At 39.1% G+C, this 23,497-nt stretch carries 21 protein-coding genes; 5 read left to right on the plus strand and 16 right to left on the minus strand.

The features are described from left to right. The first annotated feature begins 28 nt into the window (after positions 1-28). The 3 genes from AB1Z56_RS16920 (at position 29) to AB1Z56_RS16930 (ending at position 3,287) form a co-directional block, all read left to right on the plus strand. Entirely contained in the window at positions 29-1,243 is a 1,215-nt protein-coding gene (locus tag AB1Z56_RS16920; RefSeq protein WP_309367126.1) for a bifunctional 3,4-dihydroxy-2-butanone-4-phosphate synthase/GTP cyclohydrolase II, read from the plus strand. A 142-nt stretch (positions 1,244-1,385) separates the two neighbouring features. Then, positions 1,386-1,781: a thiol-disulfide oxidoreductase DCC family protein gene (locus AB1Z56_RS16925; protein ID WP_309367127.1), complete on the plus strand. Its 396-nt coding sequence runs from the start codon at positions 1,386-1,388 to the stop codon at positions 1,779-1,781. 72 nt (positions 1,782-1,853) lie between these two features. Then, the gene (locus AB1Z56_RS16930) at positions 1,854-3,287 is read left to right on the plus strand and encodes an NAD-dependent succinate-semialdehyde dehydrogenase (RefSeq protein WP_309367128.1); all 1,434 of its coding nucleotides are present in this window, start codon (positions 1,854-1,856) and stop codon (positions 3,285-3,287) included. A gap of 18 nt (positions 3,288-3,305) precedes the next feature. On the opposite strand, the gene AB1Z56_RS16935 is transcribed toward AB1Z56_RS16930, so the two are convergent. From AB1Z56_RS16935 to AB1Z56_RS16995, 13 genes are all read right to left on the minus strand, one after another. Beyond that, positions 3,306-4,124: a DUF4476 domain-containing protein gene (locus AB1Z56_RS16935; protein ID WP_309367129.1), complete on the minus strand. Its 819-nt coding sequence runs from the start codon at positions 4,122-4,124 to the stop codon at positions 3,306-3,308. Between the two features lie 75 nt (positions 4,125-4,199). Beyond that, complete coding sequence (locus AB1Z56_RS16940) at positions 4,200-4,739, minus strand: CopD family protein (protein WP_309367130.1); 540 nt, start codon at positions 4,737-4,739, stop codon at positions 4,200-4,202. Positions 4,740-4,924: 185 nt separating this feature from the next. Next, positions 4,925-6,772 (minus strand): MGH1-like glycoside hydrolase domain-containing protein, encoded by a 1,848-nt coding sequence (locus AB1Z56_RS16945; protein WP_426789711.1) that lies wholly within the window; start codon positions 6,770-6,772, stop codon positions 4,925-4,927. A 65-nt stretch (positions 6,773-6,837) separates the two neighbouring features. After that, a complete protein-coding gene (locus tag AB1Z56_RS16950; RefSeq protein WP_426789712.1) occupies positions 6,838-7,461 on the minus strand; it encodes a lysine exporter LysO family protein in 624 nt (207 codons plus the stop codon). Next, positions 7,430-7,726, minus strand: a complete 297-nt coding sequence (locus AB1Z56_RS16955; RefSeq protein WP_426789713.1) for a LysO family transporter — start codon at positions 7,724-7,726, stop codon at positions 7,430-7,432. Before AB1Z56_RS16955 ends, AB1Z56_RS16950 begins: the two co-directional genes overlap by 32 nt. Beyond that, positions 7,710-9,233, minus strand: a complete 1,524-nt coding sequence (locus tag AB1Z56_RS16960; RefSeq protein ID WP_309367133.1) for a RagB/SusD family nutrient uptake outer membrane protein — start codon at positions 9,231-9,233, stop codon at positions 7,710-7,712. Before AB1Z56_RS16960 ends, AB1Z56_RS16955 begins: the two co-directional genes overlap by 17 nt. A gap of 40 nt (positions 9,234-9,273) precedes the next feature. Beyond that, complete coding sequence (locus AB1Z56_RS16965) at positions 9,274-12,636, minus strand: SusC/RagA family TonB-linked outer membrane protein (protein ID WP_426789714.1); 3,363 nt, start codon at positions 12,634-12,636, stop codon at positions 9,274-9,276. A 48-nt stretch (positions 12,637-12,684) separates the two neighbouring features. Beyond that, the gene (locus AB1Z56_RS16970) at positions 12,685-13,701 is read right to left on the minus strand and encodes a FecR family protein (RefSeq protein ID WP_309367135.1); all 1,017 of its coding nucleotides are present in this window, start codon (positions 13,699-13,701) and stop codon (positions 12,685-12,687) included. A gap of 72 nt (positions 13,702-13,773) precedes the next feature. Continuing rightward, entirely contained in the window at positions 13,774-14,370 is a 597-nt protein-coding gene (locus AB1Z56_RS16975; protein WP_309367136.1) for an RNA polymerase sigma-70 factor, read from the minus strand. A gap of 181 nt (positions 14,371-14,551) precedes the next feature. Beyond that, positions 14,552-15,589, minus strand: coding sequence for a uroporphyrinogen decarboxylase (gene hemE, locus AB1Z56_RS16980; protein ID WP_309367137.1), 1,038 nt, complete (start codon positions 15,587-15,589; stop codon positions 14,552-14,554). Continuing rightward, entirely contained in the window at positions 15,589-16,107 is a 519-nt protein-coding gene (locus tag AB1Z56_RS16985; RefSeq protein ID WP_309367138.1) for a hypothetical protein, read from the minus strand. The genes hemE and AB1Z56_RS16985 overlap by 1 nt, the downstream gene beginning before the upstream one ends. 10 nt (positions 16,108-16,117) lie before the next feature. Beyond that, positions 16,118-16,825 carry a response regulator transcription factor gene (locus tag AB1Z56_RS16990; RefSeq protein ID WP_070563139.1) on the minus strand — a complete coding sequence of 236 codons (708 nt, stop codon included), beginning with the start codon at positions 16,823-16,825 and terminating at the stop codon, positions 16,118-16,120. Beyond that, a complete protein-coding gene (locus tag AB1Z56_RS16995) occupies positions 16,815-17,690 on the minus strand; it encodes a sensor histidine kinase (protein WP_293903428.1) in 876 nt (291 codons plus the stop codon). The genes AB1Z56_RS16990 and AB1Z56_RS16995 overlap by 11 nt, the downstream gene beginning before the upstream one ends. 211 nt (positions 17,691-17,901) lie before the next feature. Here AB1Z56_RS16995 and AB1Z56_RS17000 point away from each other — a divergent pair, with 211 nt between their 5' ends. Further along, positions 17,902-18,606, plus strand: coding sequence for a YjjG family noncanonical pyrimidine nucleotidase (locus AB1Z56_RS17000; RefSeq protein ID WP_309367139.1), 705 nt, complete (start codon positions 17,902-17,904; stop codon positions 18,604-18,606). 32 nt (positions 18,607-18,638) lie between these two features. On the opposite strand, the gene AB1Z56_RS17005 is transcribed toward AB1Z56_RS17000, so the two are convergent. The 3 genes from AB1Z56_RS17005 to AB1Z56_RS17015 all read right to left on the minus strand — a co-directional run bounded on the left by AB1Z56_RS17005 (position 18,639) and on the right by AB1Z56_RS17015 (position 22,346). Then, positions 18,639-19,448, minus strand: a complete 810-nt coding sequence (locus tag AB1Z56_RS17005) for a 3-keto-disaccharide hydrolase (protein WP_309367140.1) — start codon at positions 19,446-19,448, stop codon at positions 18,639-18,641. Positions 19,449-19,515: 67 nt separating this feature from the next. Beyond that, positions 19,516-21,966, minus strand: coding sequence for an outer membrane beta-barrel family protein (locus AB1Z56_RS17010; RefSeq protein ID WP_309367141.1), 2,451 nt, complete (start codon positions 21,964-21,966; stop codon positions 19,516-19,518). Between the two features lie 98 nt (positions 21,967-22,064). Continuing rightward, positions 22,065-22,346 carry an ATP-dependent Clp protease adaptor ClpS gene (locus AB1Z56_RS17015; protein WP_046671971.1) on the minus strand — a complete coding sequence of 94 codons (282 nt, stop codon included), beginning with the start codon at positions 22,344-22,346 and terminating at the stop codon, positions 22,065-22,067. 78 nt (positions 22,347-22,424) lie between these two features. On the opposite strand from AB1Z56_RS17015, the gene AB1Z56_RS17020 reads away from it, so the two are divergent. Then, a complete protein-coding gene (locus tag AB1Z56_RS17020) occupies positions 22,425-23,471 on the plus strand; it encodes a 3-oxoacyl-ACP synthase III family protein (RefSeq protein ID WP_426789715.1) in 1,047 nt (348 codons plus the stop codon). The last annotated feature ends 26 nt before the right edge of the window (positions 23,472-23,497 follow it).

Raw genomic sequence — 23,497 nt, forward strand, 5'->3', positions numbered from 1 at the left:
CTTTGTACCAATTACAATATATCAATAAATGGATTTCAAATTAAACACGATCGAAGAAGCGATCGCTGATATACAAGCAGGAAAAGTAGTAATCGTCGTGGATGACGAAGATCGCGAAAATGAAGGAGATTTTGTCACTGCTGCCCGCAATGCGACTCCCGAAATCATCAACTTTATGGCAACCCACGGCCGTGGATTAGTATGCGCACCAATTACCAAAGAAAGAGCAGATGCTTTACACCTCGATTTAATGGTGGGACAAAATACCGCAGTATATGAAACGAACTTTACAGTTTCCATTGACCTGCAGGGATATGGCTGTACAACTGGAATTTCTGCATCAGATCGCTCAAAAACAATTAAAGCAATGATCGATCCTAATATTCATTATGAAGAATTAGGTAGACCAGGACATATTTTCCCGCTAATAGCAAAAGATGGTGGCGTATTACGTCGTACAGGACACACTGAAGCTACAGTTGACCTTGCTCGATTAGCAGGATTTGAACCAGCGGGTGTATTGGTTGAAATTCTAAAAGAAGATGGTGAAATGGCCAGACTTCCGGAACTAATGGAAGTTGCTAAAAAATTTGATTTAAAGATCATTAGTATTGAAGATCTCATTGAATATCGTCTTAAGCACGATTCTTTAATCAATGAAGAAGTCACTGTTAATATGCCAACGCAATTTGGTGATTTTAAAATGAAAGCCTTTACACAAAAGGACACTGGCGAACAACATTTAGCGCTTTACAAGGGAGAGTGGAATGAAGATGAGCCTATTTTAGTACGGGTGCACAGCTCTTGTGTTACAGGTGATATTTTTGGTTCTTGCCGTTGTGACTGTGGCCCTCAATTGCACAAAGCAATGGAAATGATCCAGCAAGAAGGCAAAGGTGTTATTGTCTATATGAATCAAGAAGGTCGCGGTATCGGACTGATCAATAAGCTACATGCTTACAAATTACAAGAGAGCGGCTTGGATACGGTAGATGCCAATGTGCAATTAGGATTCAAGGCTGATTTAAGAGACTACGGTGTAGGAGCCCAGATTCTTAGAAATCTTGGTGTCACCAAGATGCGCCTGATGTCAAATAACCCAACAAAACGAGCAGGCTTAGTTGGCTATGGTCTTGAAATCGTAGAAAATGTGCCCATTGAAATAACTGCAAATCCTTTTAACGAAGAATATTTAAAAACTAAAAGGGATCGTATGGGGCATACAATCATGAAAAATCTATAAAAACTTTCAAAAAAGCGGTGTCAAAAAAACACCGCTTTTTCTTTGGACTATAGCTGAACAAGCTTCCCTCATAGTAACAATTGTTCTCTTTTTATGATCTTGCAATGGCAGTACTTTCAATAAATAGAAGTAACTTTATACTATGGAACAACAAGGAAGACATATCATCTTTTTCGATGGTGATTGCTTGATTTGTAATCGCTTTGTTCAAATACTATTAAGGATAGATCGCAAAAAGAAATTCTTATTTAGTTCCTTGCAATCTGAATTAGCACAGCGTGCGCTAACAAATATTCCCAAAAACATTGACTCCATCGTTTACTTCTCTTCAGCAGGTTGCTATATCAAAAGTGAAGCTGTTCTCAAGATCTGTAATCAATTGGGCTTCCCTTACACTGCATGCTATTTATTCAAGATCTTACCACTCAAGTGGAGAGATGCACTTTACGATTACTTTGCCAAAAACCGTTATCGATGGTTTGGAAAGAATGAATCTTGTGCCATACCGACGAAGTCTGAGCGACAAAGATTCATTTAACAAGGCAACAATCATATGAAGGTGAAGTTTAGCAAACTTCAAATTTTATTTGTGACCATTAAATTTACATCGATGAAAAATACACTTTTAATTGACAGTGCCTATATCAATGGGAAATTTATTACATCAAAACATACTTTTGACGTGGTAAATCCTGCAACAGGAAAAGTTATTGCTTCGTTGCCCGATCTAAAAGTAATTGATTGTACGAAGGCTATAATTGCTGCGGACAAAGCTTGGAGAAGCTGGAAAAACATAACGGTAACGGAACGTTGCAACATCGTCCGTAAATGGTACGATCTTATTCAACAACATAAAGATGATCTTGCAGAGATCATGACCTTAGAAAGTGGTAAGCCTTTGAACGAATCTAAAGTTGAGGTTGATTACGGCAGTTCCTTCATAGAATGGTTTTCGGAGGAAGGAAAAAGAGCTTATGGAGAAACGATACCTTCTCTTAAAAAGGGAAATAGAATGCTGACAATTAGACAAGGTGTTGGCGTCGTAGCTGCAATCACGCCATGGAATTTCCCTTTAGCCATGATTACCAGAAAAGTCGCTCCAGCATTGGTCGCAGGCTGTACTGTTGTTCTAAAACCAGCCTCCCAAACCCCATTTTCTGCTATTGCATTAGCCAAACTAGCGGAAGATGCAGGCGTACCTAAGGGTGTGTTTAATGTCATTACGGGAAAAGACAGCGCTGGTATCGGAAAGGAACTAGCAACGAATGATCTAGTCAGAAAATTGTCCTTTACAGGTTCAACCGAAGTAGGGAAAACACTTATTGAACAGTCAGCCTCAAACATCAAAAAAGTATCTATGGAGCTCGGTGGTAATGCCCCATTCCTAGTTTTTAATGATGCCGATATTGACACTGCTGTAGAAGGTGCTCTCGCCGGCAAGTTTAGAAACTCCGGGCAGACATGTGTATCTATTAATAGATTTCTAGTTCAAGAAGATGTTTATGATGAGTTTGCGATGAAACTTACACAGGCCGTTAGTAAACTGAAAGTTGGCAATGGGCTTGATAAAGGTGTTCAGGTCGGTCCGCTCATCAATGCAAAAGGATTAGAAAAAGTACAACATCATGTACAAGATGCCTTAAATCACGGCGCAGAATTGGCTACAGGAGGTAAGTTAATCAAAGGCCTGTTCTTCCAGCCTACTGTTCTGACCAACATTCCCAAAGAAGCACTTATATTCCGGGAAGAGACCTTTGGCCCAATCTGTGCCCTTTTCAGTTTCAAAACAGAAGAAGATGGGATAGCAATGGCCAACAACACCGAATTTGGTCTGGCCTCCTATTTTTATAGTACAAATGTAAATCGCTGTTTTCGGGTTGCTGAACAACTTGAAGCCGGTATGGTAGGTGTCAATACAGGTCTTATTTCAAACGCAGCCGCACCTTTTGGTGGGGTAAAACAATCAGGTGTCGGTCGAGAGGGATCGAAACATGGCTTGGATGAATATATGGAGTTAAAATATATCTGCTTCGGTGGAGAATAAAAGGAGCGAATGCTCCTTTTATTTTTTTAGAAAATCCATTAATTTTTCCCGTGTTGAACTAAATGATAAAGCATCCCCTACTTTCTCATAATTTTGCTTATCTACACAAGTCGGATAAGCATATTTTGCAAAGGTGAGCTTATTATCATCCCGTATAAACAATTCCATTAAATCGACAATTTCGGAAACACGAAGCCGCATATCTTTTAACTCCTGAGCGGCTATTGCGAGTCGATCTTGATCATTTTCTTTCTGATTCAACAAATCGTTTAATCGATTGGAATCTGTTTTATTCATCTGATTACTGTCAAATTGATTGTTATCCTCATTCTCCAGATATCCGCTGTCGTTTTCTGCACGGTTGCGATAAATCTCACGATCTCCTGATTGTCGATATTCATCGTCGTTCCCCTGTACATTATCCGATCCATCCCGGTTATTATAGGGTAAATCTTGCCGATAATTGTCCTTATTATAACGTCCAATAGGATTCATAGATTCTAAAATAATTCCTCTATTTCCACGTCTGCTGCTGACAGAAAATACAACATCCATATATTGTCCATTTCGATTAACAAGCTGAACACCGCTTCCATTGAGCGTACGCCGCTGACGATCAGCAAATACGATCCGTAAATCATAACGTGGACTTGTCAAATTGGCCACACGGAGATCCGCAGAAGCTCTATTATTGTACAAAACGTTATTGATATAAAGAAAAAAAGGAGCATCTGTAGAATAGATATTTAGAGCTCCGCCGACAGGCCTATATCGCTGTGCAAATCCAGCTGTTGCGACAACGAGCAACAAGACCATAACCAAAATTTTTCTGTACATAATCCTCTTCAATTTATAATCGTTCGACTACAAAGAATATAAAAGGATTAAGAAAACAGAGAATTTAACATTTTGTTATGCTTTCTTGTTCCGGTACTTCTTATAAAGTTTTACGGCCATCATTAAAGCGATAGATAAAATTAAGAGCCCCAAAACACCAAAAATCCAGTTCAGGGCTGATTTTAAGACAACAGTAAAAACAATTGCGAATAATAAAACTGTCGCAACTTCATTAAACAAACGGAGATTTGTTGAAGTTAATTTGGATTCTTTACGACTTAATTTGAACATGATCTTCTGACAGGTAAAATGATAGATAATCATTCCCAGAACGAATGTCAGTTTTACATGCATCCAGCCCATGGATAATAAACCAGGGGAGTAGCATAACATAACTAGTGCGGAAAAAACTGTGATGTACATTGCAGGAGTAGTAATAACCCACCACAATAATTTTTCCATCTTACTGAATTCTTTATGCAAAACATCAAAAGCTTCCTGACTCTTATCCTTAGCTTCCGTATGATATATAAAAAGTCGAGGCATATAAAAGAGACCCGACATCCAACAGATTACAAAGATAATATGAACCGCTTTCGCATACAAATAGACCATAGTTACAAAAATAAGAAAAGTTAATAGCAAACAAGACGTTCAATTGCCAATTGCATAAATCTTACATCCAATACACAAAAATTGAATTTTCCACCTATTGAAGCGGGTTTTTAAACGAGATCAAAAAGGATGGCTAAAAAACGACAGATCCCACAAAAAGCGAACGATTTGTGAGATTTGACGTCTTATTTTCTTTGTGAAGTAGTTTTTAATTCTTTATATAACATAAAAAGATGTGCCGCAGACCAACTAAAGTGCGGTGCTTTTAGTCGCTTACCTGTACGAGCCTCATAATTTTCATGAATTGGTTCATTCGTGGACAGCCCATCAAGCCGTTCGAAAACCTGTTTTGTGTACATATCCGCCTCTTCTTCATACCCATATTTCCTTAATCCGGAAATAGCAAAATAGACTTGGTCAAACCAGATGGGTCCCCGCCAGTATCCACGGTCCATAAATTTAGGATTGTCCAGGGCCGCAGTAGGAAAAGGGATAAATGATGCAAATTTCGCAGAATCTTGCATCACATGAATTACAGCCTGAGCTTGTTGTGCATCAGCCAGCCCTGTCCACAATGGAGACCATCCTTCGGGGCCAAAACAGACAATAAACTCCCCATCTAGTTTGCGATCAAAATAATACCCTTTCTCCTTATTAAAAAAGTAGTCCATGGCTGGGTAAGGTTTTCCGCTTTGACCAAATGGGACATGCAGAAGTGCTGAAAAACGTGCTAAATATCGGCGTTCCAACTCAAGGTAAGCATGTAATTCCACAGATTCCTGGTTCATACTCCACGCTCCTTCCCGGTTATAAAGCATTTCTGTACTATCATAGCGGATCGCATTGTCCATGCCGCTTTCCCATTTTGCTGCCTCTAATGTACCGTCTGTAGCTCCATATTCACAGATACCATTTTTATTATGATCGCGATATTGGAACCACCAATTATGATATTTAATAAGCTTATCGTACATCTCCCTAACAAAAGTAAGATCATGATCAGCTTCATAAATTTCATTGACAGCCCATGCGGCTAACGGAGGTTTCGAGTCGCGGTAGTTATTCTCCCGGTGATCTGTATAAATACAGTCGGCAATCATCCCTACACTATCTTGAAAGTCAAACATTGCACGCACTTGGTTTTTTGCTAGCGTTGGATCGATATGTGCAAGTGCCACAGCGTGTTTCCATGAATCCCAGGCCCAAAAACCAACGAAGTAATCCGCAACATGGGAAGGTACAACTCCATCGTGTTTCAGCTCTTTTTTTGCACTTCGCCAATTGCTCATCAGCGTAATCATACTTTTTACCATAATACGATGCTCTTTCATCGTTAATTCCGGACGGATATTTGTCATGATATATTTGGTCCAGCGATCTGTGTGTTGCCCGCTCAATTGTTTTATATGCTGAAGTGCGACATTTGCGTCCGATATTGCCTTCTTTAAGTCGATGGGGTTTGCATAATGAGCAAGGACAATATCGGCATCCCCTTTATCCAAACAGACTTCATATTTACTCTGATCAGAATAAATTTTTAAACGATCCTTAAAAGCTAAGATTAAAAGCTCCCCTGTAGGCAGTTTGCTCCACAATGTATTACCATCCAGATTCCATATTCCTCTACTGAGTTCACCACAGGCCCAGAGGATTTTCGAAGATTTATTGCGCACATGAAGAATTGCTGTGGTAGATGACACCAGTTTTATTGTCTGCTCCACTTCCATATCTTGGTTTCTTAAACGCATCCATAATCGATCAGGGTAATAACAGCTACTGTCACGAGTCAAAGAAAACTCTTCCTTCTCTTTCATTGAAGTGGTCCTTATTTGAATGATCGCATTACTCAGCCAAGAACGAGCATCTAAATCAAAAGGGCCACAGAAACCTGTTACCTGCTTATCTTCATGAATTCCAAAGCCAATCCATGCTCCTCGATCGGTATAAAAAGGTTTAGTTCTACGGGACGATCCTTCCGGTTTCTGCTCAACTTGAAGCAAACCACCATAATTATCTAGTTGACTAGTCTTCATAGACTTGCAACTACCTAGTATTAAACAAACAATAATAACAATTAATATACTATCTATTCTTTTTCTCATAAATAACAAAAAAATGTAACTAAAAACGGAACACTTAAGTCCACGATAATACCATGTACAATAGCGATGACAACATAATTTTTGCCAGCGTATTGTGTGATAATGGGTAAGGCTGTATCCATGCTTGTCGCCCCTGCAACTGAAATTGGTGCCAGTGGACCAAACCAGCGTCTCGACAAAGGTGCTGTCAATAGTGCTATTAACTCACGCATAAGATTTGACATAAGCGCTATTGTCCCCAGTGCTACTCCCTTATACTGTGTAATAAATATACTGGACAAAGAATAATATCCGAATCCGGATCCTACGGCCATGCTCTCCGAAGCGCTCCAATCTTGCATAACCAGACTAAGGATTAAAGTACCTAACAAGGTGCCAACGATGGTTCCCAAAGGAACAAGAACGATGTTTAGGTTCACCCTTTTTAACGATAAAAGCAACTCACGGTCATAACCAATGGTAATTCCGACGAAAAACATCAAAACATAGAGAACATAGGTATTCCATTCATCCTTTAATAAATCAGAGGGGATTATATCCCACAGGCCCGAGAGAACGCCAACAGCAAAGAAAGCCAGAATAATCAAACTACCTTTCATACTTACTAAAGAATAGACCATAAATGAGCCATGAAAAAAATGCACTCCCAACTACTCCTGCCAAGGTTATCAAAAGAGCCTGCAAGCCCAATGTATCAAGGTTAGCAACTATTCTTGGATTTTGTCCCACTTCTCGTCCTAAGAGAAATAGCAGTGTAAAAATCACTATACGAATTAAATGACTCGTATGTTTAAGAATAGGAACGGACCGTAGCCCAATTCCTATTCCCACACCTAAAAGCATAATAAAAAAAACCGTAAGCATTAACCTAATTAATTTTGTCATTCGATTTGACTTCCAACAATGGAACAGGATAAAAATTATTTTTCGTTGGATCGAAGCTATTTCTTCCAACGGCCTGTAAGGCCTCTTTCGCCTTTCCCCATCTCCGTAGATCATAAAAACGTGTATTTTCTAAGGCAAACTCAACAATACGTTCGTGTTCAATGCGCTGCTTCACGTCAGTTGCAGAAAGATTCAAAGGGAGCGCGGGCATATCTGCACGTTGCCTTACTTGATTAACCAACGGAATGGCATCCGCAGGTCGGTTCCGCTCATTTAACGTTTCGGCAAGCAACAACAGAACATCCGCATACCGCATCAATGGCAGATTAACCGATGTTCTCGATTTGTTCAAATCTGTAAGCGTTTTTGGCAGGTATTTTCTAAAACTAGCGCGACCAGAACCTTTACCAAAAATCTCATCATAGCTATAACCGTAAACACCTCCTTGCTGAATATCATTAAAGAACGGATCTTCACAAAATACAGTCTGGTACATGCGTGAATCATAACGTCCTGTCGTAGCAATCTTTCCTTCTTTTCTAAATTCACTCAATAACATCTTACTGGGCAAAATTTCATCCCATCCCCCCAGCTCTCCTGTGGCAATCCATTTATGAAGCGCGGTTCGATAATTCGCACCATTTGCCGTATTATCCGTAAATTGAAGTTCAAAAATAGATTCCTTACTGTTTTTATTTGTTCCATCAAACATCGATAAGAAATTCTTTTCCAAACTATAACCGGACACAGCCTTGAAGGCAAGCTCTGCCTTAGCAAGCAATTCATCCTTTTTCGCTGTGTTCTCATAAGCCAAAGTCAGATAACTATAACCGAGATATGCATTTGCGGCCCCTTTTGTTGCACGTCCGATATTTACGGATTCCTGTTTTAACGGTAAATTTCCTACTGCTGCCTCCAAATCTTTTATAATAAAATCCCAAGCCTCCTCACGAGTAGACAAGGCTTTATTGATCTGACTCTCGCTTGTTATATATTGGTCGCGGATAATAATTTTCTCCCAGTTAAGGATTAATTTCAAATGATAATAGGCTCGCAAGAATCTCGCCTCTGCAATAATCTGTCCTTTCTTAGTAGCATCCATTTCAATAGCTGCGGTTTTCTCAATGACCTGATTTGCATAAGTTATCCCTTTATAAGCCTTGCTCCAATAGCTCGTAAATTGACTATTTCCATTCGTATAGGTAAAATTATAGAGTTCCACCCAGGTCTGATAGTTCAGCGCATCACTACCGATTTCACATATATCCTCACGATAAGCTTCCACAGGGAATTTTACCTCAGCAAACTCCCAGACATCTGTAGCCGCTTCCAATTGAGAATAAGCCGCTGCCAAACCCGCCTCAGCATCTTCTGCATTACGCCAAAAGTTTGTTGAAGTAAGTTTATCTGGGGAGGATAAATCCAATCTATCACTGCAGGATAAGGTTGTACTTAATGTACAAGCTATACAAATGATCCATCTAAGCGTATTTATATTCTTTTTCATTTTCTGTTTCTTTGATTTTTATACAATAAATTTTCAGGTCTTAAAATGTATATTGTACCCCTATTGAATAAGACTTGGTAAATGGAAAAATATAACGATCCACCCCGGTATTCAATACACTTGGCTTCGAATTCACACCCGATGGTGCAAATTCAGGATCAATTCCCTTATATTTTGTCCATGTATAGATATTTTGTCCACTAATGTAGAATCTCAAACTTTCGGAACGGATAGCATGCACCAGGTTTTTAGGCAAAGTATATCCGATTTGTACCTGACGAAGTCTAATAAAGTCACCCGATTCCAAAAACCGTGTTGACTCACGGCTATTTCCATTGGGATCCTGTAACACAGCACGAGGAATATCGGTATTCCGGTTACTTTCTGTCCAAGCATTTAAGGTACTGCTCAAAAAATTTGATCCTGAGCTCATCGCCTCAAAAAAGTAACGATTGCCATTATAGAGTTTATGTCCCCAGCCACTACCGATTAAAGCCGAAAAATCAAAACCTTTATAAGAAGCGCCAAGGTTTAACCCCACTTCCAATTTCGGTATTCCCGTACCACTGTATTTCTTATCCTCATCATCGATCACCCCATTTCCATCAACGTCAACAAAACGTATATCACCTGGCTTGGCATTTTCCTGTAACAATTTACCATCCTTATTCACGTACTTATTAACCTCTTCCATACTTTGGAAAATTCCATCCGTCTGGTATAGGAAAAACGCACCAATTGGATAACCTACACGTGTTTGGTTTGGAAAATGCTCCGTATCGAACTTCAAGCCATTCCCCAGCAGAATCTGATCTTCATTTGCTAAGCTTACCACCTTATTTTTCAAAGTAGATAGGTTTAAACCGATATCGTATTGGAAGTCATTTTTCCGATCCCCATACTTCAGTTCTAGTTCAAAACCTGAGTTTCTGATTTTACCAACATTTAATGTTGGATCTTCCAAGCCCGATGAGGGCGCCACTTTCTTGGTAATCAATAGATCATTTGTGGTTTTGATAAAATAGTTCACCGAACCTTTTAGCTTATTATTAAATAAACCAAAGTCGGCGCCTAAATTCTTCGATTCCGTCGTCTCCCAACTCAATAGACGATTTTCGAGTCCCATAGCGATACTTCCTGGCCAGGGATTACCACTTCCTCTCACATAGCCCATGTACAAATTATTATAGGTACTGATAAGTGCCTGATGATCATAATAACCCAATGCTACTTCATTTCCCAATTTCCCCCAGCTTGCCCGTAATTTCAGATTTGAAAGAAAAGTTTCCTTCGGAAAAAATGATTCTTCGTCAATTTTCCAGCCCAAAGCTATGGAGGGAAAATTTCCATAACGACTATCTTTACCAAATTTGGAGGACCCATCACGACGTAAGGTCAGCTGAACCAAGTAACGATTAGCGTAAGAATAATTGACACGGCCAAATATAGACATGCGGTTATAGTCATATTTGGTTCCATCGGCCGAAAACGTCCCCCCCTGACCTGAACTGATGGTCATAAAATTAGGATCCAAAAAGCCTTCTGCATTTTCTTTTGTTACCAAAGCACCGTTCTCTACTGAGTAAACAATCTTCTTACCCTCAACCCCCACATTATTCCAGTTTGACTCCTGCATGTTCAAAGAGGTTCCCAAGAGCCCATTAATGCTATGTTTACCAAATTCTCCTTTATAGTTCAAGAGATTATCAAAAACCTGTTCCTGCCAATAACTACGTCCCTCACTGTAGAATGGGTATTCATAGGGATTCTTCTCATCCGAAGCAAATGGTGGATAATGATAGTAGTTTTGTGTATTGATCGCGTTAAATGCATAGCTTGTCTTAAAACTCAGCCCTTTCATAATATCGACACTGACAAAAGCATTCCCTGCAAAATCCTGCTTTTTTGTCCAGCTTGTTTTAAAATGTTCGTCTGCCACGACATTCACATTATTCGGAATTCCACCCCAGTTCGTTAGACCAAACCCGCCTTTTTCTGACTCATCATAAACCGGAACCAAAGGTGAAATCATATAGGCTTCTTTAAGGCTAAAATTTGGGCCATGATACTTGGAATTCGTGTACGCCATATTTCCCTCCACGGTAAAAATATTCTTCTTCGTAGCCAATTTCATTCGGACATTCTCCTTTTTAAAATCGTTTGCTATGACGACTCCTTTATCGTTGCTTAAATTAGCGGAAAGCGAATAACGCGTATTGTCCTGCCCACCCCGAATAGCCAAACTGTTGGAAGTCGATAAGCCTTTGCGGAATACTTCATCCTGCCAATCCGTATTATGAGTCCCTGGATTGTTGATATAGTCGGGTAGCTTGACAGGTGTCGTCACGTACTTATTATATTCATCATACATTTGACGATGTACCTTCACGTAACCTTCGGCATCGAGGACTTTAAGTCTATTTGATGTTTGCGTTACATTCGTAAAACTATTGATATCAACAAGAATTTTACCGGCTTTACCTGCTTTCGTTGTCACAATAACAACACCGTTGGCAGCTACGGAGCCATATATTGCAGCTGCGGCACCATCTTTCAAGATCTCCATACTCTCAATATCATTGGGGTTTACGTTACTAATCGTCCCCGGAAAACCGTCAATAATATAAAGCGGATCATTGCTACCAAACGTATTAACCCCACGTATCTTAACCTGAACTCCTGCCCCAGCGATACCGCTATTCTTTTGCACATTTACTCCTGCGGCTACTCCTTGTAATGCTTCTGCCGGATTAGTTGTCGCACGCTTGGCAAGATCCTTTGTATTGATACTAGCGATCGCGCCGGTAACATCCGATTTTTTCAAGGTACCATATCCGATCACAACCACCTCTTCAAGTTCCTTATTGCTAGTCACTAAAGTAATTTTAACATCTTTCCCACTTTGAACTTCAATCTGCTGATTTTGATATCCAACGTAGCTGACTTGAAGTTGGTCCTTCATAGTGATATCTATGGAAAATTTTCCGGACAGATCTGTCGCTACGGTCTTCCCACTACTTAGTGCATGTATACTTACACCAGCCAATGCTTCTCCCTGTTGATTCAAAACCACACCTTTTATCTCACTTGTCTGCTGTTTATTTGCTTCTTTTCGTTTCAGTAGAATCCGTTTACCGGAAATATCATAGGCTATTACACTCCGTTGCAATGCATCTTTTAACAGTGCCTCCAGACTCGTTGCTTGTGCATCGAATGTAAGCGGAGTCTTAATGTCCACATCCGAATTACTAAACATAAATGAATAGCCATACTTCCTTTCAACAATTTCAATTAGAGATTTGAGAGTTGAAAGCTCCTTCTTATTCGCCATCTGCTGTGCATTTACGGCAAAGAAGGTCTGGCTGAGGAGTAAAAAACTCATCAGAATAGGTTTCTTTTTCATAATTTATGGTATATTTTTTAAGTAGTTTACATCATCAATTTGAGGTTATTATTTTTTTGAAACGATAACAACGGATTTTCCTGCAATCTTATAATGAATTGGCGTAATGACATTGATCAATTCCAAAATCTCCCGTAAGCTTTCGGTTTTAACTTTGAAGGTATAACGGCGGCCAGTATCTAGGCCTTTCCAATCAATATCCACTCCATACCAGCGCTCTAACTTTTTCAAAACCAAATCCAACGGTTCATTTTCAAAATCTAATTCTTCAGACTTCCACATACTGTATTGTACTGCATCTTTCTGCCCTACACGCGTATATTTGCCAGTGGTTTTATCCAATTGGATCCAATTATTTGGCAACAACTCGCCTACAAGTTTTCCCTCTTTATCATTTATCGCAACTTTTCCCCGCAATAAAGAAACTTCTATCTTTGTATCATCAGGATAAGCGGAAACATCAAAAGCTGTTCCCTTAACAACAACATCGAGATGGGAAGTTTGTACAACAAAAGGAAGATTCTCTTTTTTTACCACATCAAAAAAAGCCTCGCCTTCCAGCTCAACTTTTCGGTCATACTGATTAAATGCCTGTGTATAAGTAAGCCTAGTCCCTGCATTCAACCATGCTTTGGAACCATCTGGGAGAGTAATCGAAGACTTCTGTCCGGGCGCCGTATAAACAATTGTATGTTCTTCTAAGGATTTTTTTAGTGCAATATTTGCCTGAATAAAATAGGCTCCCACAAGACCAAGCATAAAAATGAGAATAGCGGCAATACTACCTAACCACAAAAAACGACGACGTTCAAATGAAATAGTCCTAACAACAGGGACTATACGTTCTTGAATCCTTTCCCATATTTTCGTACGATTTAACCGATCGATGCTGATAGCTGGTTCATGGAGGTGCTTCCACTCCGCTTTTAACTGCAAAAGATAATGACGATGCTCCTCATCTGCCATGAGCCAAGCATCAATACGATCATTTTCTTCTACATCACTTTCTTTCCTTAAATATCGGACAAGTTCTTCCAGCGACGGCTTATAATTGTTATTCATCATTTTGGGTTTACGACAAATAGACACCTAAGCTGAACAAAACCCCTAAACGATTTTTATCTTTTTTTTAAAAATTTAGGAAAGCACCGGTATACTAGCTCCACACATAGCTAATACCAATAAAATCGAATCAGGATAAAGAATCTGGTATCGCTCAAGAATATGTATTCTTATTTTTTTTAAGGCTATTGACATTTGATTCTCTACCGTTTTTATTGATATTTTAAGCTCCTGTGAGACTTGCTGGTAAGTCTTCTGTTCTTCTTTGCAATACTGATAAATGAGCCTACATTTTTCAGGTAATCTTTCAATTGCCTCATGGTAGACCAAAGCAAATTCTTCCATATTGACACACTCTTCCGCTTCTTGGCGGATTATTTCCTCTTTAAACCAACGTTCTAGATGGGCTGAACGTGTACTTTCGTTTCGAAGAGCATTTAGCACGCGATTGCGAGACGCTCGATAGAGATAAGTCTTTACATGAAAAATATGTATTTGTCCTCTGTCCTCCCACAATTTTACGAATACATCCTGTAGACAATCTTCAATTAACTGAATATCGCGAGTGTAATACCCCAAGAAATGACAGAGCTCATCAAAATAATGATGAAACACCTCCTTAAGTGCTTCTTCAGTAATCAGCAGTTCATCAATTGGGTTATTTTTATTCATTTATTAGGTTTTGGGACTAAGCTATAAAATAAAACAGGATTTACAAAAAAAGCAAGTGTGATCATCTTAACATATTTTGCACGGATTTTCACCTTATTTTATAAAATCGTTCCCCAAATTCCAGCATAGGCTTCAAAAAAAAGACCCGCCGTTGGCAGGTCTTTTTTTTGAATATAGCACACTAATAGCGAAACTCTTTCACCACTTCAATGGCATATTTTACATTGTCAAAAGGAATATCCGGCATAATACCGTGCCCCAAGTTGAAAATAAAGCCATTTTCGCCTCTCATGCGTTCAAATAAGTCTATGATTTTCTTTTTGATCACAGATTTATCGGCGTATAGAACAAATGGATCCAAATTCCCTTGGACAGCAATACCTTGTGGCAGAGATTGCTTCATATTTTTTAAATCTGCATTCCAATCGATAGAGACAACATCAGGTTGCGCTTCGACCATCATTGGTGCAAAAACAGAAGATCCTTTACAAAAGGAAATGACTGGAATATCCTTACGATTCAACTTAGCGATAATCTGCTTATTATAATAATGTGAAAAATCACGGTAATCATTCCACGACAAGGCCAAGGCCCAGCTATCAAATAATTGAATCGCATTTACCCCAGCAGCAATCTGCATGTTCAGATATTCAACCGTTACATCAGCGATCTTTTGAAGAATCATATGCGCCAATTCAGGTTGATTATTCAACATCAACTTAGTCAGCTTAAAATCTTTTGAAGATCCACCCTCAACCAAATAACTCAAGATTGTAAATGGAGCTCCTGCAAATCCGATTAGGGGAATACGATTATCAAGACGCTGCTGGATTACTTTGATGGCATCAGCGACATACTGCAATTTATCCAAACAATCGGTGGACAAAGCTTCTGCATCCTTTACAGAACGAACTGGATTAGAAAAACGAGGACCAACACCTTGCTCAAAGGATAGATCTCCTCCCATCGCTTCAGCCGTAACTAAAATATCAGAGAATAAAATAGCAGCATCAATGCCTAGCAAATCTACCGGGAGCATAGTAACATCCGCAGCAATTTCTGGTGTTTTGCACATCTCCAAAAAGGAATATTTATTCTTGATATCCCAGTATTCCTTCATAAAGCGTCCAGCTTGACGCATCATCCACACAGGAGGTCTTTCCGTTTGCTGCGAAAATGCAGCTCTAATCAATAAGTCGTTTTGTAAAGTAGTACTCACTATAAATGTTTTGAAATTTCGTTTTCTATTTTTGTAATAATGCTGTTCTGTCTAGCCGTCAGATGTAACTTATTGGCAACATCTGTATAAGCTCTAGCTCTTTCATAATCCAACTTTCGCAATGCTATATTTGCCAAATTAATCATAACCATACCCTTTTCATTATCTTTTTTCCAAGGCAGACGCGAAGCTAGCTGAAAATGATATTCAGCCTCATCGACACGTTCCTCTTTAAGCGCAATATTTCCCATCATAAATTCATAGAAATTGCGTCTGCCTTTACGAAGTGCATCCGGATTCTTTATCTCAGCTAGCAAGCTTTTTGTCTTTTCATAATCTTGCCTATGAAAAGCCTGCGTTGCCAAAAAAACGGACCCTTCTCTAAAATGACTCCAAATCAAGTAGCCTATCCCACCTGCTATCAGCACAGAAGTTTGATAATGCCCCTGGTATAAGCCATAACCCAAAAATAATGCAGCAATAAAAATAACGGCTATTCTAGCCCTGATTGTCATCATCTCTTTCTACCTATGCGTTATTGTCGGTAAACTTATAACCAACACCTCTGATAGAATGGAAATAAATCGGATGCTTTTGATCTGGTTCGAAATACTTTCGGAAGGTTAAGATAAAATTGTCGATGGTACGTGTAGATGGGTAAACATCATAATTCCATACGGTCTCTAATATTTGTTCCCGTGATACAGCCTCATTACGTCGTTCAATCAACAGCTTCAACAACATGGTTTCTTTCTTTGTCAAAGAGGTGATAGTACCATCTGCATGATGTAGCTCATACGAATTAAAATAGATCGTTTTATCACCAATTTGATAAGAATTTAGTTCTTTCAAATCGTCTGGTTTCATGCCACGACGCACCAAATTTCCAACACGAAGGATCAGTTCCTCCAAGTTGAAAGGTTTTACCAAATAGTCATCAGCTCCCTTCTTAAGACCTGTAATTCGATCCTCGCTGCTATTTTTCGCCGTTAAAAACATGATAGGAACTTCAGTGTTTTGCAGTCGAATAGTTTCAGCCACTTGGAATCCATCAATTTCCGGAATCATCACATCTAAAACCACCAAGTTGAATCGTTCTTCCTTGAATACTTTTAATGCTTTTTTTCCGTCAGTAGCCGTAGTAACACGGTAACCTTCCATTTCGAGATTCAACTTGATAGCTTCTAACAAGTGTTCTTCATCTTCGACAAGTAATATTCTTTGTTTACTTTGCATTTCTTTCAAATGTTACTTCAAAAATACTCCCTTTAGGAGTGTTATCTTTAACTTTTATGGTCGCGTCGTGTTTCTGCAACACAGTTTTCACGATATATAACCCCAAACCTGTACCTTTGGTTTTCCGTGTCGCTTCACTACCCACGCGATAAAACTTATTAAAGATAAGTTTTTTCTCCTCATCACTGATACCGATACCATGGTCAGCAACAGAAAAAATTATTTTATTATTCTCCGTATATAATTTCACATCCACCATAGCACAAGCCGGTGAATACTTAATAGCATTTTCAATTAGATTGGTAACTACATTACTTATCGCAAACTTATCAGCATGAATAATAATATCCGCTTCCAAATAAGGTTTCAAAACTTGCGAACTACAAGAATTCTTTTGAAGTCTATCAACGATCTGCTCTACCAAAGAAGTAAAATTAAAATCTTCTTTCGGCATACTGTAATTGCGGCTGTCCAATTTGGTGGTCATCAATACATTTTCCACTAAATCATCTAAACGTTCAATATCCTTTAGTGAATTCCTCAAAAATGTCTGCTGCTGTTCCTTATCCAGATCGCGTCTCAAAATCGTTTGAATATACAATTTGACAGAAGCCAACGGTGATTTCAGTTCGTGTGTAATAGCCAAAAGAAAATTCTGCTGTTGCTGTAATAATTTTTGTTCTCTTTCAACCAGTCGCTTCAAGCGCCATGCTCCCCATAAAAAGATAATCAAAAAGAATATTCCTTCTCCTATAATCATGTTCTTTTTACTCGGGTCAAAGCGAATAAACATCACTCCCCACCATATCAGTTGCATAACCGCGTAGAACAATAGAAAATAAAAGAGTAACAGCGCTTTCTTCATGTGACAAAAATAGGTATTCACCCATGTATTCGGAAATATCCGAAGGATTATGACACAAAGAAGAAAATTAACCGATTCGCAATAAGACTAAAATCACCAAACAGTCATATAAACCATCGGAGACCCGATATCGATAAAAGTAACCTTTAATTTCATCACTAGGTAACCTAACTGACTTGGAATTTCAGGTTAATTTGTTTTAATTTTGCATATGTTTAATCACGAGAAAAAAGACATTTTCTTCGACCTCGATCATACAATATGGGATTTCGATAAAAATGCCGAAGAAAGTCTGCACGAGCTATATTTTAAATACAAGTTTGATCACTTGTTCAACCAAGATTCATCCACTCGTTTTATAGAAACTTATACGATTAATAATCATCGACTTTGGGGACTCTATCATCACGGAAAGATCTCAAAACCGGAATTAAGGAAAGCACGGTTTGCAGATACATTTACCGAACTCGGTGTGGATCCTGAATTATTTCCAGAGGAATTTGAACTGGAATATCTCGCTATCTGCCCCCAGAAAACAAACCTGTTTCCCCACGCACATGAAACGCTAACTTATTTAGGTAACAGATACAATCTTCACTTGATATCTAATGGTTTTAAAGAGGCTTGTGAGACCAAACTGGAAAAGAGCAACCTAAAAAAATATTTCAAAAATATTTTTATTTCGGAGGTCATCGGTGTGAACAAACCCGATCCCCGAATATTTGAGTTTGCTATGACGACTGCTCAAGCACAGGCGCATCAATCACTGATGATTGGAGACAACCTTGATGCAGACATCCGTGGAGCTGTAAATGTAGGCATGGATGCCATTTTCTTTAATCCAAATGTCATCGAAAAACCAGCAGACGTATCTCATATGATCATCGATTTAAAAGAACTGCAATCGATACTATAGAAAATAGAAAAAGCAGCTTAAAGCTGCTTTTTCTATTTTAGAACCTTTACGGTAATATTCTTAAACCAGACATCATTTCCGTGATCCTGAAGACCGATAAGTCCTGATTTGCTATCCCCACCAACATGACTCAACAATTCAAAAGCTAGAGGCCATTTCTCTTCGCTGAATTTACTTTTTTGCAATAGATCGATCCACGACTTATCCCATAAAGTATATTCCACAACCTTTACACCGTTTTGAAAATGCTCTACCTTGCCATTGTTTACTCTGATCTTAACCTTATTCCACTCGCCATACGGTTTACCATTCTGTGGCTTGGCAGGAATCATATCATACAATGAAGTCGATTTACGGTTTCCATCTACCCCCATTTTAGCATCAGGGTGGTTTTCATTGTCCAAGACTTGGCACTCTGGAGACGAGATATAAATCGGTTGCCCTTCAACTTCTTTTGCTAAAAAGAAAATACCTGAGTTTGCTCCTTTAGCAACTTTCCACTCCAATTCCAATTCGAAATTCTTGAAATCATGTGCAAAGACCAAATCTCCGCCTTCTTCTTTACCAACATTGGCTTGGCTGTCAAATTTGATCGCTCCTTCATTAATTACCCATCTTTTGGGGACCACAGTCTTGTCGTAGCCTCTCCATCCTTCCATAGAAGTACCATCAAAAATAACATAAGCACCAGCTTTATTCTTTTTAAATTTCTTGATATCTACACGTGGTAAATCTAAGATTTTGTAAGCAGGAACCTCTTTTTTGGCTTGCGCTACGGCCGTATTAAGATGTGCTGAAAAAGCAATCACCGACACCGCAAGAACTGTTTTTAATAACTTCATTCTTTTTAGTTTTAGGTTTGTTTTAAAATTAAATTTAAGCATTTGGGCTTATAAAGAGGAATATTTTTTAATATTCCTCTCCGCCACCCATTTCATTTGTATTTGACACTTTCTTTTTTGATTTGTTTAAATCTTGGCTACCGAATCTGTAAGAAAGTGATAGTGTGAACATTCTCTTCATCCAACGATGCTCAAAATTAGAACTTAATTGCGGTGTTTCAGTAAAGCCCTGCATTTTTCGTGTGTTAAATACATCCCTGACATTAAACATGATAGACGCTTTCTTATTTAGCACATCTTTTTTCAAAGCTATGTCAACACCTTTCATTGCATTCATCTTTCCTTGTGCCATCACCCGTGAGGAATTATATTCGCCACGAACCTGAGCGGAGAACGTTGGCGTGAAACGATAATTAGCCGTTAAGTTGGTATTGTATGCAAATCCATTGGACGCTTTAACGTTATAAGCCTCATTAGCCTTATAATTAATATTGATTAGATTAAGATTGAATGTAAAATCAAAGTCCTTTGTTGCATTGACTTTAGAAATAAATTCAAATCCGGAGAGATTTCTGCTTGTCAAGTTTTCCCATCTACTATAGGTTACGCTACTCAATGTGTCAACAAAATAAACATAAGGCTGCATCACCTCACTTGTATGATTAAAATATGCCGAGGAAATCAAATTCACCTTCCCAAAGGTTTTGGCAAAACTAAGTTCAAATCCGTGCACGTCCTCGGGTTTCAGATTTGGATTCCCCTGTCGTCTGTTCATATCATCCGACACATTCAAAAATGGGTTAACTTGCCAGCCTCTCGCACGCTGCACCCGTCTAGAATAACTCAATTGAATCTTATCCCCATCTTCACCTACATTATAGGTCAAAAATACGGTAGGGTATAACCTAAAGAAATCTTGTTTTGCTTTCGTCTCCTTATCGGCCACATCCGGATCTTTTGAAAAATAGGTAGAACTCAGGTTAAACTGTTCTGCACGTAGACCGACTTGATAACCGATCTTATCCGACAGTTTGCCCTGATAATTTGCATATAAGGCATGAACAGTAGAAGTAAAATCAAAGTCATTGCTGATACCGTAGTCTGTTAAATATTTCCCACTGGTAACAGCCAAAGTATCTGAAAGCTGGGTATCAAATGATTTCCTGATCTGAGAGCGATAGCCGGCCTCAAACTTACTATCTTCCGAGAAAGGTAAAACATAATCTGCCTGGATATTTATATTTTTTCCATCTTCTGAGCTCACATTATTCCGGCCCGTACTGGGAGTTCCAGAATCAAATTGCTGTAAAAAAACATTCGTACCATCTTCTTTATCCCTTCCATAACTCGCATTTGCCGTGAGTTCCTCTCCAGACCTTTTAAATTGATGTCTAAAGTCCATCGTAAACTCGTAGCCCAAATCATCTTCGAGCTGTCTAGAGGTTCTTGTACTCGTACCAGATAAGGTTGGGTGATTAATATAACGATACCATAAGTCCTCTCCACGATTATTATCCCTTACGCTAACATTACCAGAAAGACTCAATGAAGTCTTATCGGAAAGATTATAATCCACTCCAGCTTTTATCGTATGGCTATTACCTTTTCTTGACGATTCAGAATTATTCGATATCTGGCTATTATTGTTTTTAAATATGTTATCCACTGCGCCACTTCCGACCATATTGCGCTTGTTGAAATTATAAGATCCAAAATAATTAAACTTCCGGTCTCGATAATTCAAAGTCAATCCGGCCATATAATTATCATACGACCCAGCAGAAGTATTTACAGATCCATTTAATCCAGTCCTCACATTTTTCTTAAGAACAATATTGATTATCCCTGTCTGACCTTCCGCATCATATTTAGAGGATGGGTTGGTAATAACCTCAACTTTATCGATTGAATTGGCTGGTAGACTTTGTAGCAAAGAATTAACATCACTCCCAGCGAGGGCTGATTCCCGCCCATCAATCAGGATCTTCACACTACTTGATCCACGCAAACTGACCGATCCGTCCTGATCAACTTGCAAAGTGGGAACATTCGCGAGCACATCCGTTGCTGTCCCACCCGCACTCACCAGACTCTCCCCTACATTAAAGGTTTTACGGTCTATACCGATTTGCATTGCCGGAGCTCTCGCCTCGATAACAACTTCATTCAGTAAATTACCAGTAGATTTCAAAGCAATTCGACCCAGATCTTTGCTTTTAGTAGCAACAACCTCCACACCTTCGATAGTTTGTGTCTCGTAACCGATATAAGTAATACGAACATTATATTTGCCAGGTTTAATATCAGATAACAAAAGAAATCCTTGATCCACGGACTGAGCGCCTTTAACAAGGGCATTATTGCTGGCATCCAAAAGTGCGGCACTAGCCGATGAAATAGGTTTAGAAGTTTCGCTATCGACTAAAATAGCTTTGATCTGGCCTGTTTGAGCAAAAAGAACAAAAGGCAAAAAGAATAAAAATAAGAAAGATTTAAACGATTTAGCGTTAAAAAACATGCTTCAGCTTAGTTTATAGTTATAGTGCAAAGAAAACTAAAACTTATAGACAAAATTGAAGCGTAACCATATTATTACGGTAACAAAAGAATGGCAAATTACTCCACAGAGACCGTTAATCCTTCCGCTTTCAGGATCTTACGATAGATTTCCATTTCTGTATAGGTCCCCTCCAATACAGCACATTTACCTTCGGTATGAACCTTCCAGGCAATCTTCTCAGCTTGCTTCTCTGTATATTGCAAATGGTAGATGAGACAATGAATCACATGTTCAAACGTATTGGTTTCATCATTCCACAAAATGAGTCGATTAGACTCTTTCACAGAGGCTAATATCTCTTCTAACGTAAAGGTTTCTTCAGCAGTTTGGGTACCCATGCTGCAAAAATAGAATATTTTTTTCTAAATTAACGATAATATAAAAGGGAAGAATACAATCAATTAGCGGAATTTATTATGTTACAGTCAAAAATTGCTGGAATTGGCTATTATGTTCCAAAAAACGTATATACCAATAACGACCTCACACGCTTTATGGATACCAGTGACGAATGGATTCAGGAACGGACAGGTATTAAAGAGCGTAGATATGCAGACCGAATCGGCGAAACCACCACCACGATGGGGGTCGAAGCTGCTAAAATTGCTATCGAGCGCGCGCATATTACAAATGAAGAGGTAGATTTTATCATCTTTGCAACCTTATCGCCGGATTATTACTTCCCGGGCTGCGCGGTCTTACTCCAACGAGAAATGGGAATGAAAGAGGTGGGAGCGCTGGATATTAGAAACCAATGTTCAGGCTTCATATATGCCCTGTCCATCGCAGATCAATTTGTCAAAACGGGAATGTATAAAAATGTGCTTGTTGTAGGATCTGAAAAACACTCTTTTGCACTCGATTTTTCCACCAGGGGCCGTGCAGTCTCCGTTATCTTTGGTGATGGAGCAGGAGCCGTAGTTGTGCAGCCGACAGCGGAAGATGGCAGAGGGATTCTGAGTACCCATCTACATTCAGATGGAGCCGACGCCGAAAAGCTTGCTATGTATTACCCCGGTGCATCCAGTGGAATTTGGCTGGATAAAATGCCCGATTGGCCGGATCAGGAATTGGGAGGACTATTGATGACCAAGGAGATGCTTGAAGATGGGACTGCATTTCCAAATATGGATGGACAAGCCGTTTTCAAAAAAGCTGTTGTCAAATTTCCGGAGGTCATTCATGAAGCGCTAGCAAAAAATAATTTAAAAACCAGTGATATCGATTTATTGATTCCACATCAGGCCAATCTGCGCATTTCACAATTTGTACAGAAAACACTCGGATTAAGGGAGGATCAAGTATTCAACAATATCCAAAAATATGGGAACACAACTGCCGCCTCTATACCGATCGCTTTATGCGAGGCTTGGGAAGAAGGAAAGATTAAAGAGGGTGATCTCGTATGTTTGGCAGCTTTTGGAGCAGGATTTACATGGGGTTCAGCCTTGATTCGATGGTAGAAGCTCCCCCAATAAAAAAGGTGCTA

Source organism: Sphingobacterium sp. WOUb80 (genome assembly GCF_050058145.1).
GTDB lineage: Bacteria > Bacteroidota > Bacteroidia > Sphingobacteriales > Sphingobacteriaceae > Sphingobacterium.

Excerpts from the sequence above, each read along its gene's own strand:
- AB1Z56_RS17010 (WP_309367141.1), bottom strand. The coding sequence starts at position 21,966 with ATGTTTTTTAACGCTAAATCGTTTAAATCTTTCTTATTTTTATTCTTT.
- AB1Z56_RS17005 (WP_309367140.1), bottom strand. The coding sequence starts at position 19,448 with ATGAAGTTATTAAAAACAGTTCTTGCGGTGTCGGTGATTGCTTTTTCA.
- AB1Z56_RS16975 (WP_309367136.1), bottom strand. The coding sequence starts at position 14,370 with ATGAATAAAAATAACCCAATTGATGAACTGCTGATTACTGAAGAAGCA.
- AB1Z56_RS16965 (WP_426789714.1), bottom strand. The coding sequence starts at position 12,636 with ATGAAAAAGAAACCTATTCTGATGAGTTTTTTACTCCTCAGCCAGACC.
- AB1Z56_RS17015 (WP_046671971.1), bottom strand. The coding sequence starts at position 22,346 with ATGGGTACCCAAACTGCTGAAGAAACCTTTACGTTAGAAGAGATATTA.
- AB1Z56_RS16935 (WP_309367129.1), bottom strand. The coding sequence starts at position 4,124 with ATGTACAGAAAAATTTTGGTTATGGTCTTGTTGCTCGTTGTCGCAACA.
- AB1Z56_RS17000 (WP_309367139.1), top strand. The coding sequence starts at position 17,902 with ATGTTTAATCACGAGAAAAAAGACATTTTCTTCGACCTCGATCATACA.
- AB1Z56_RS16920 (WP_309367126.1), top strand. The coding sequence starts at position 29 with ATGGATTTCAAATTAAACACGATCGAAGAAGCGATCGCTGATATACAA.
- AB1Z56_RS16945 (WP_426789711.1), bottom strand. The coding sequence starts at position 6,772 with ATGAAGACTAGTCAACTAGATAATTATGGTGGTTTGCTTCAAGTTGAG.
- AB1Z56_RS16955 (WP_426789713.1), bottom strand. The coding sequence starts at position 7,726 with ATGACAAAATTAATTAGGTTAATGCTTACGGTTTTTTTTATTATGCTT.
- AB1Z56_RS16960 (WP_309367133.1), bottom strand. The coding sequence starts at position 9,233 with ATGAAAAAGAATATAAATACGCTTAGATGGATCATTTGTATAGCTTGT.
- AB1Z56_RS16985 (WP_309367138.1), bottom strand. The coding sequence starts at position 16,107 with ATGATGACAATCAGGGCTAGAATAGCCGTTATTTTTATTGCTGCATTA.
- AB1Z56_RS16970 (WP_309367135.1), bottom strand. The coding sequence starts at position 13,701 with ATGATGAATAACAATTATAAGCCGTCGCTGGAAGAACTTGTCCGATAT.
- AB1Z56_RS16940 (WP_309367130.1), bottom strand. The coding sequence starts at position 4,739 with ATGGTCTATTTGTATGCGAAAGCGGTTCATATTATCTTTGTAATCTGT.
- AB1Z56_RS16925 (WP_309367127.1), top strand. The coding sequence starts at position 1,386 with ATGGAACAACAAGGAAGACATATCATCTTTTTCGATGGTGATTGCTTG.
- AB1Z56_RS16995 (WP_293903428.1), bottom strand. The coding sequence starts at position 17,690 with ATGAAGAAAGCGCTGTTACTCTTTTATTTTCTATTGTTCTACGCGGTT.
- AB1Z56_RS16990 (WP_070563139.1), bottom strand. The coding sequence starts at position 16,825 with ATGCAAAGTAAACAAAGAATATTACTTGTCGAAGATGAAGAACACTTG.
- AB1Z56_RS16930 (WP_309367128.1), top strand. The coding sequence starts at position 1,854 with ATGAAAAATACACTTTTAATTGACAGTGCCTATATCAATGGGAAATTT.
- AB1Z56_RS16950 (WP_426789712.1), bottom strand. The coding sequence starts at position 7,461 with ATGGTCTATTCTTTAGTAAGTATGAAAGGTAGTTTGATTATTCTGGCT.
- AB1Z56_RS17020 (WP_426789715.1), top strand. The coding sequence starts at position 22,425 with ATGTTACAGTCAAAAATTGCTGGAATTGGCTATTATGTTCCAAAAAAC.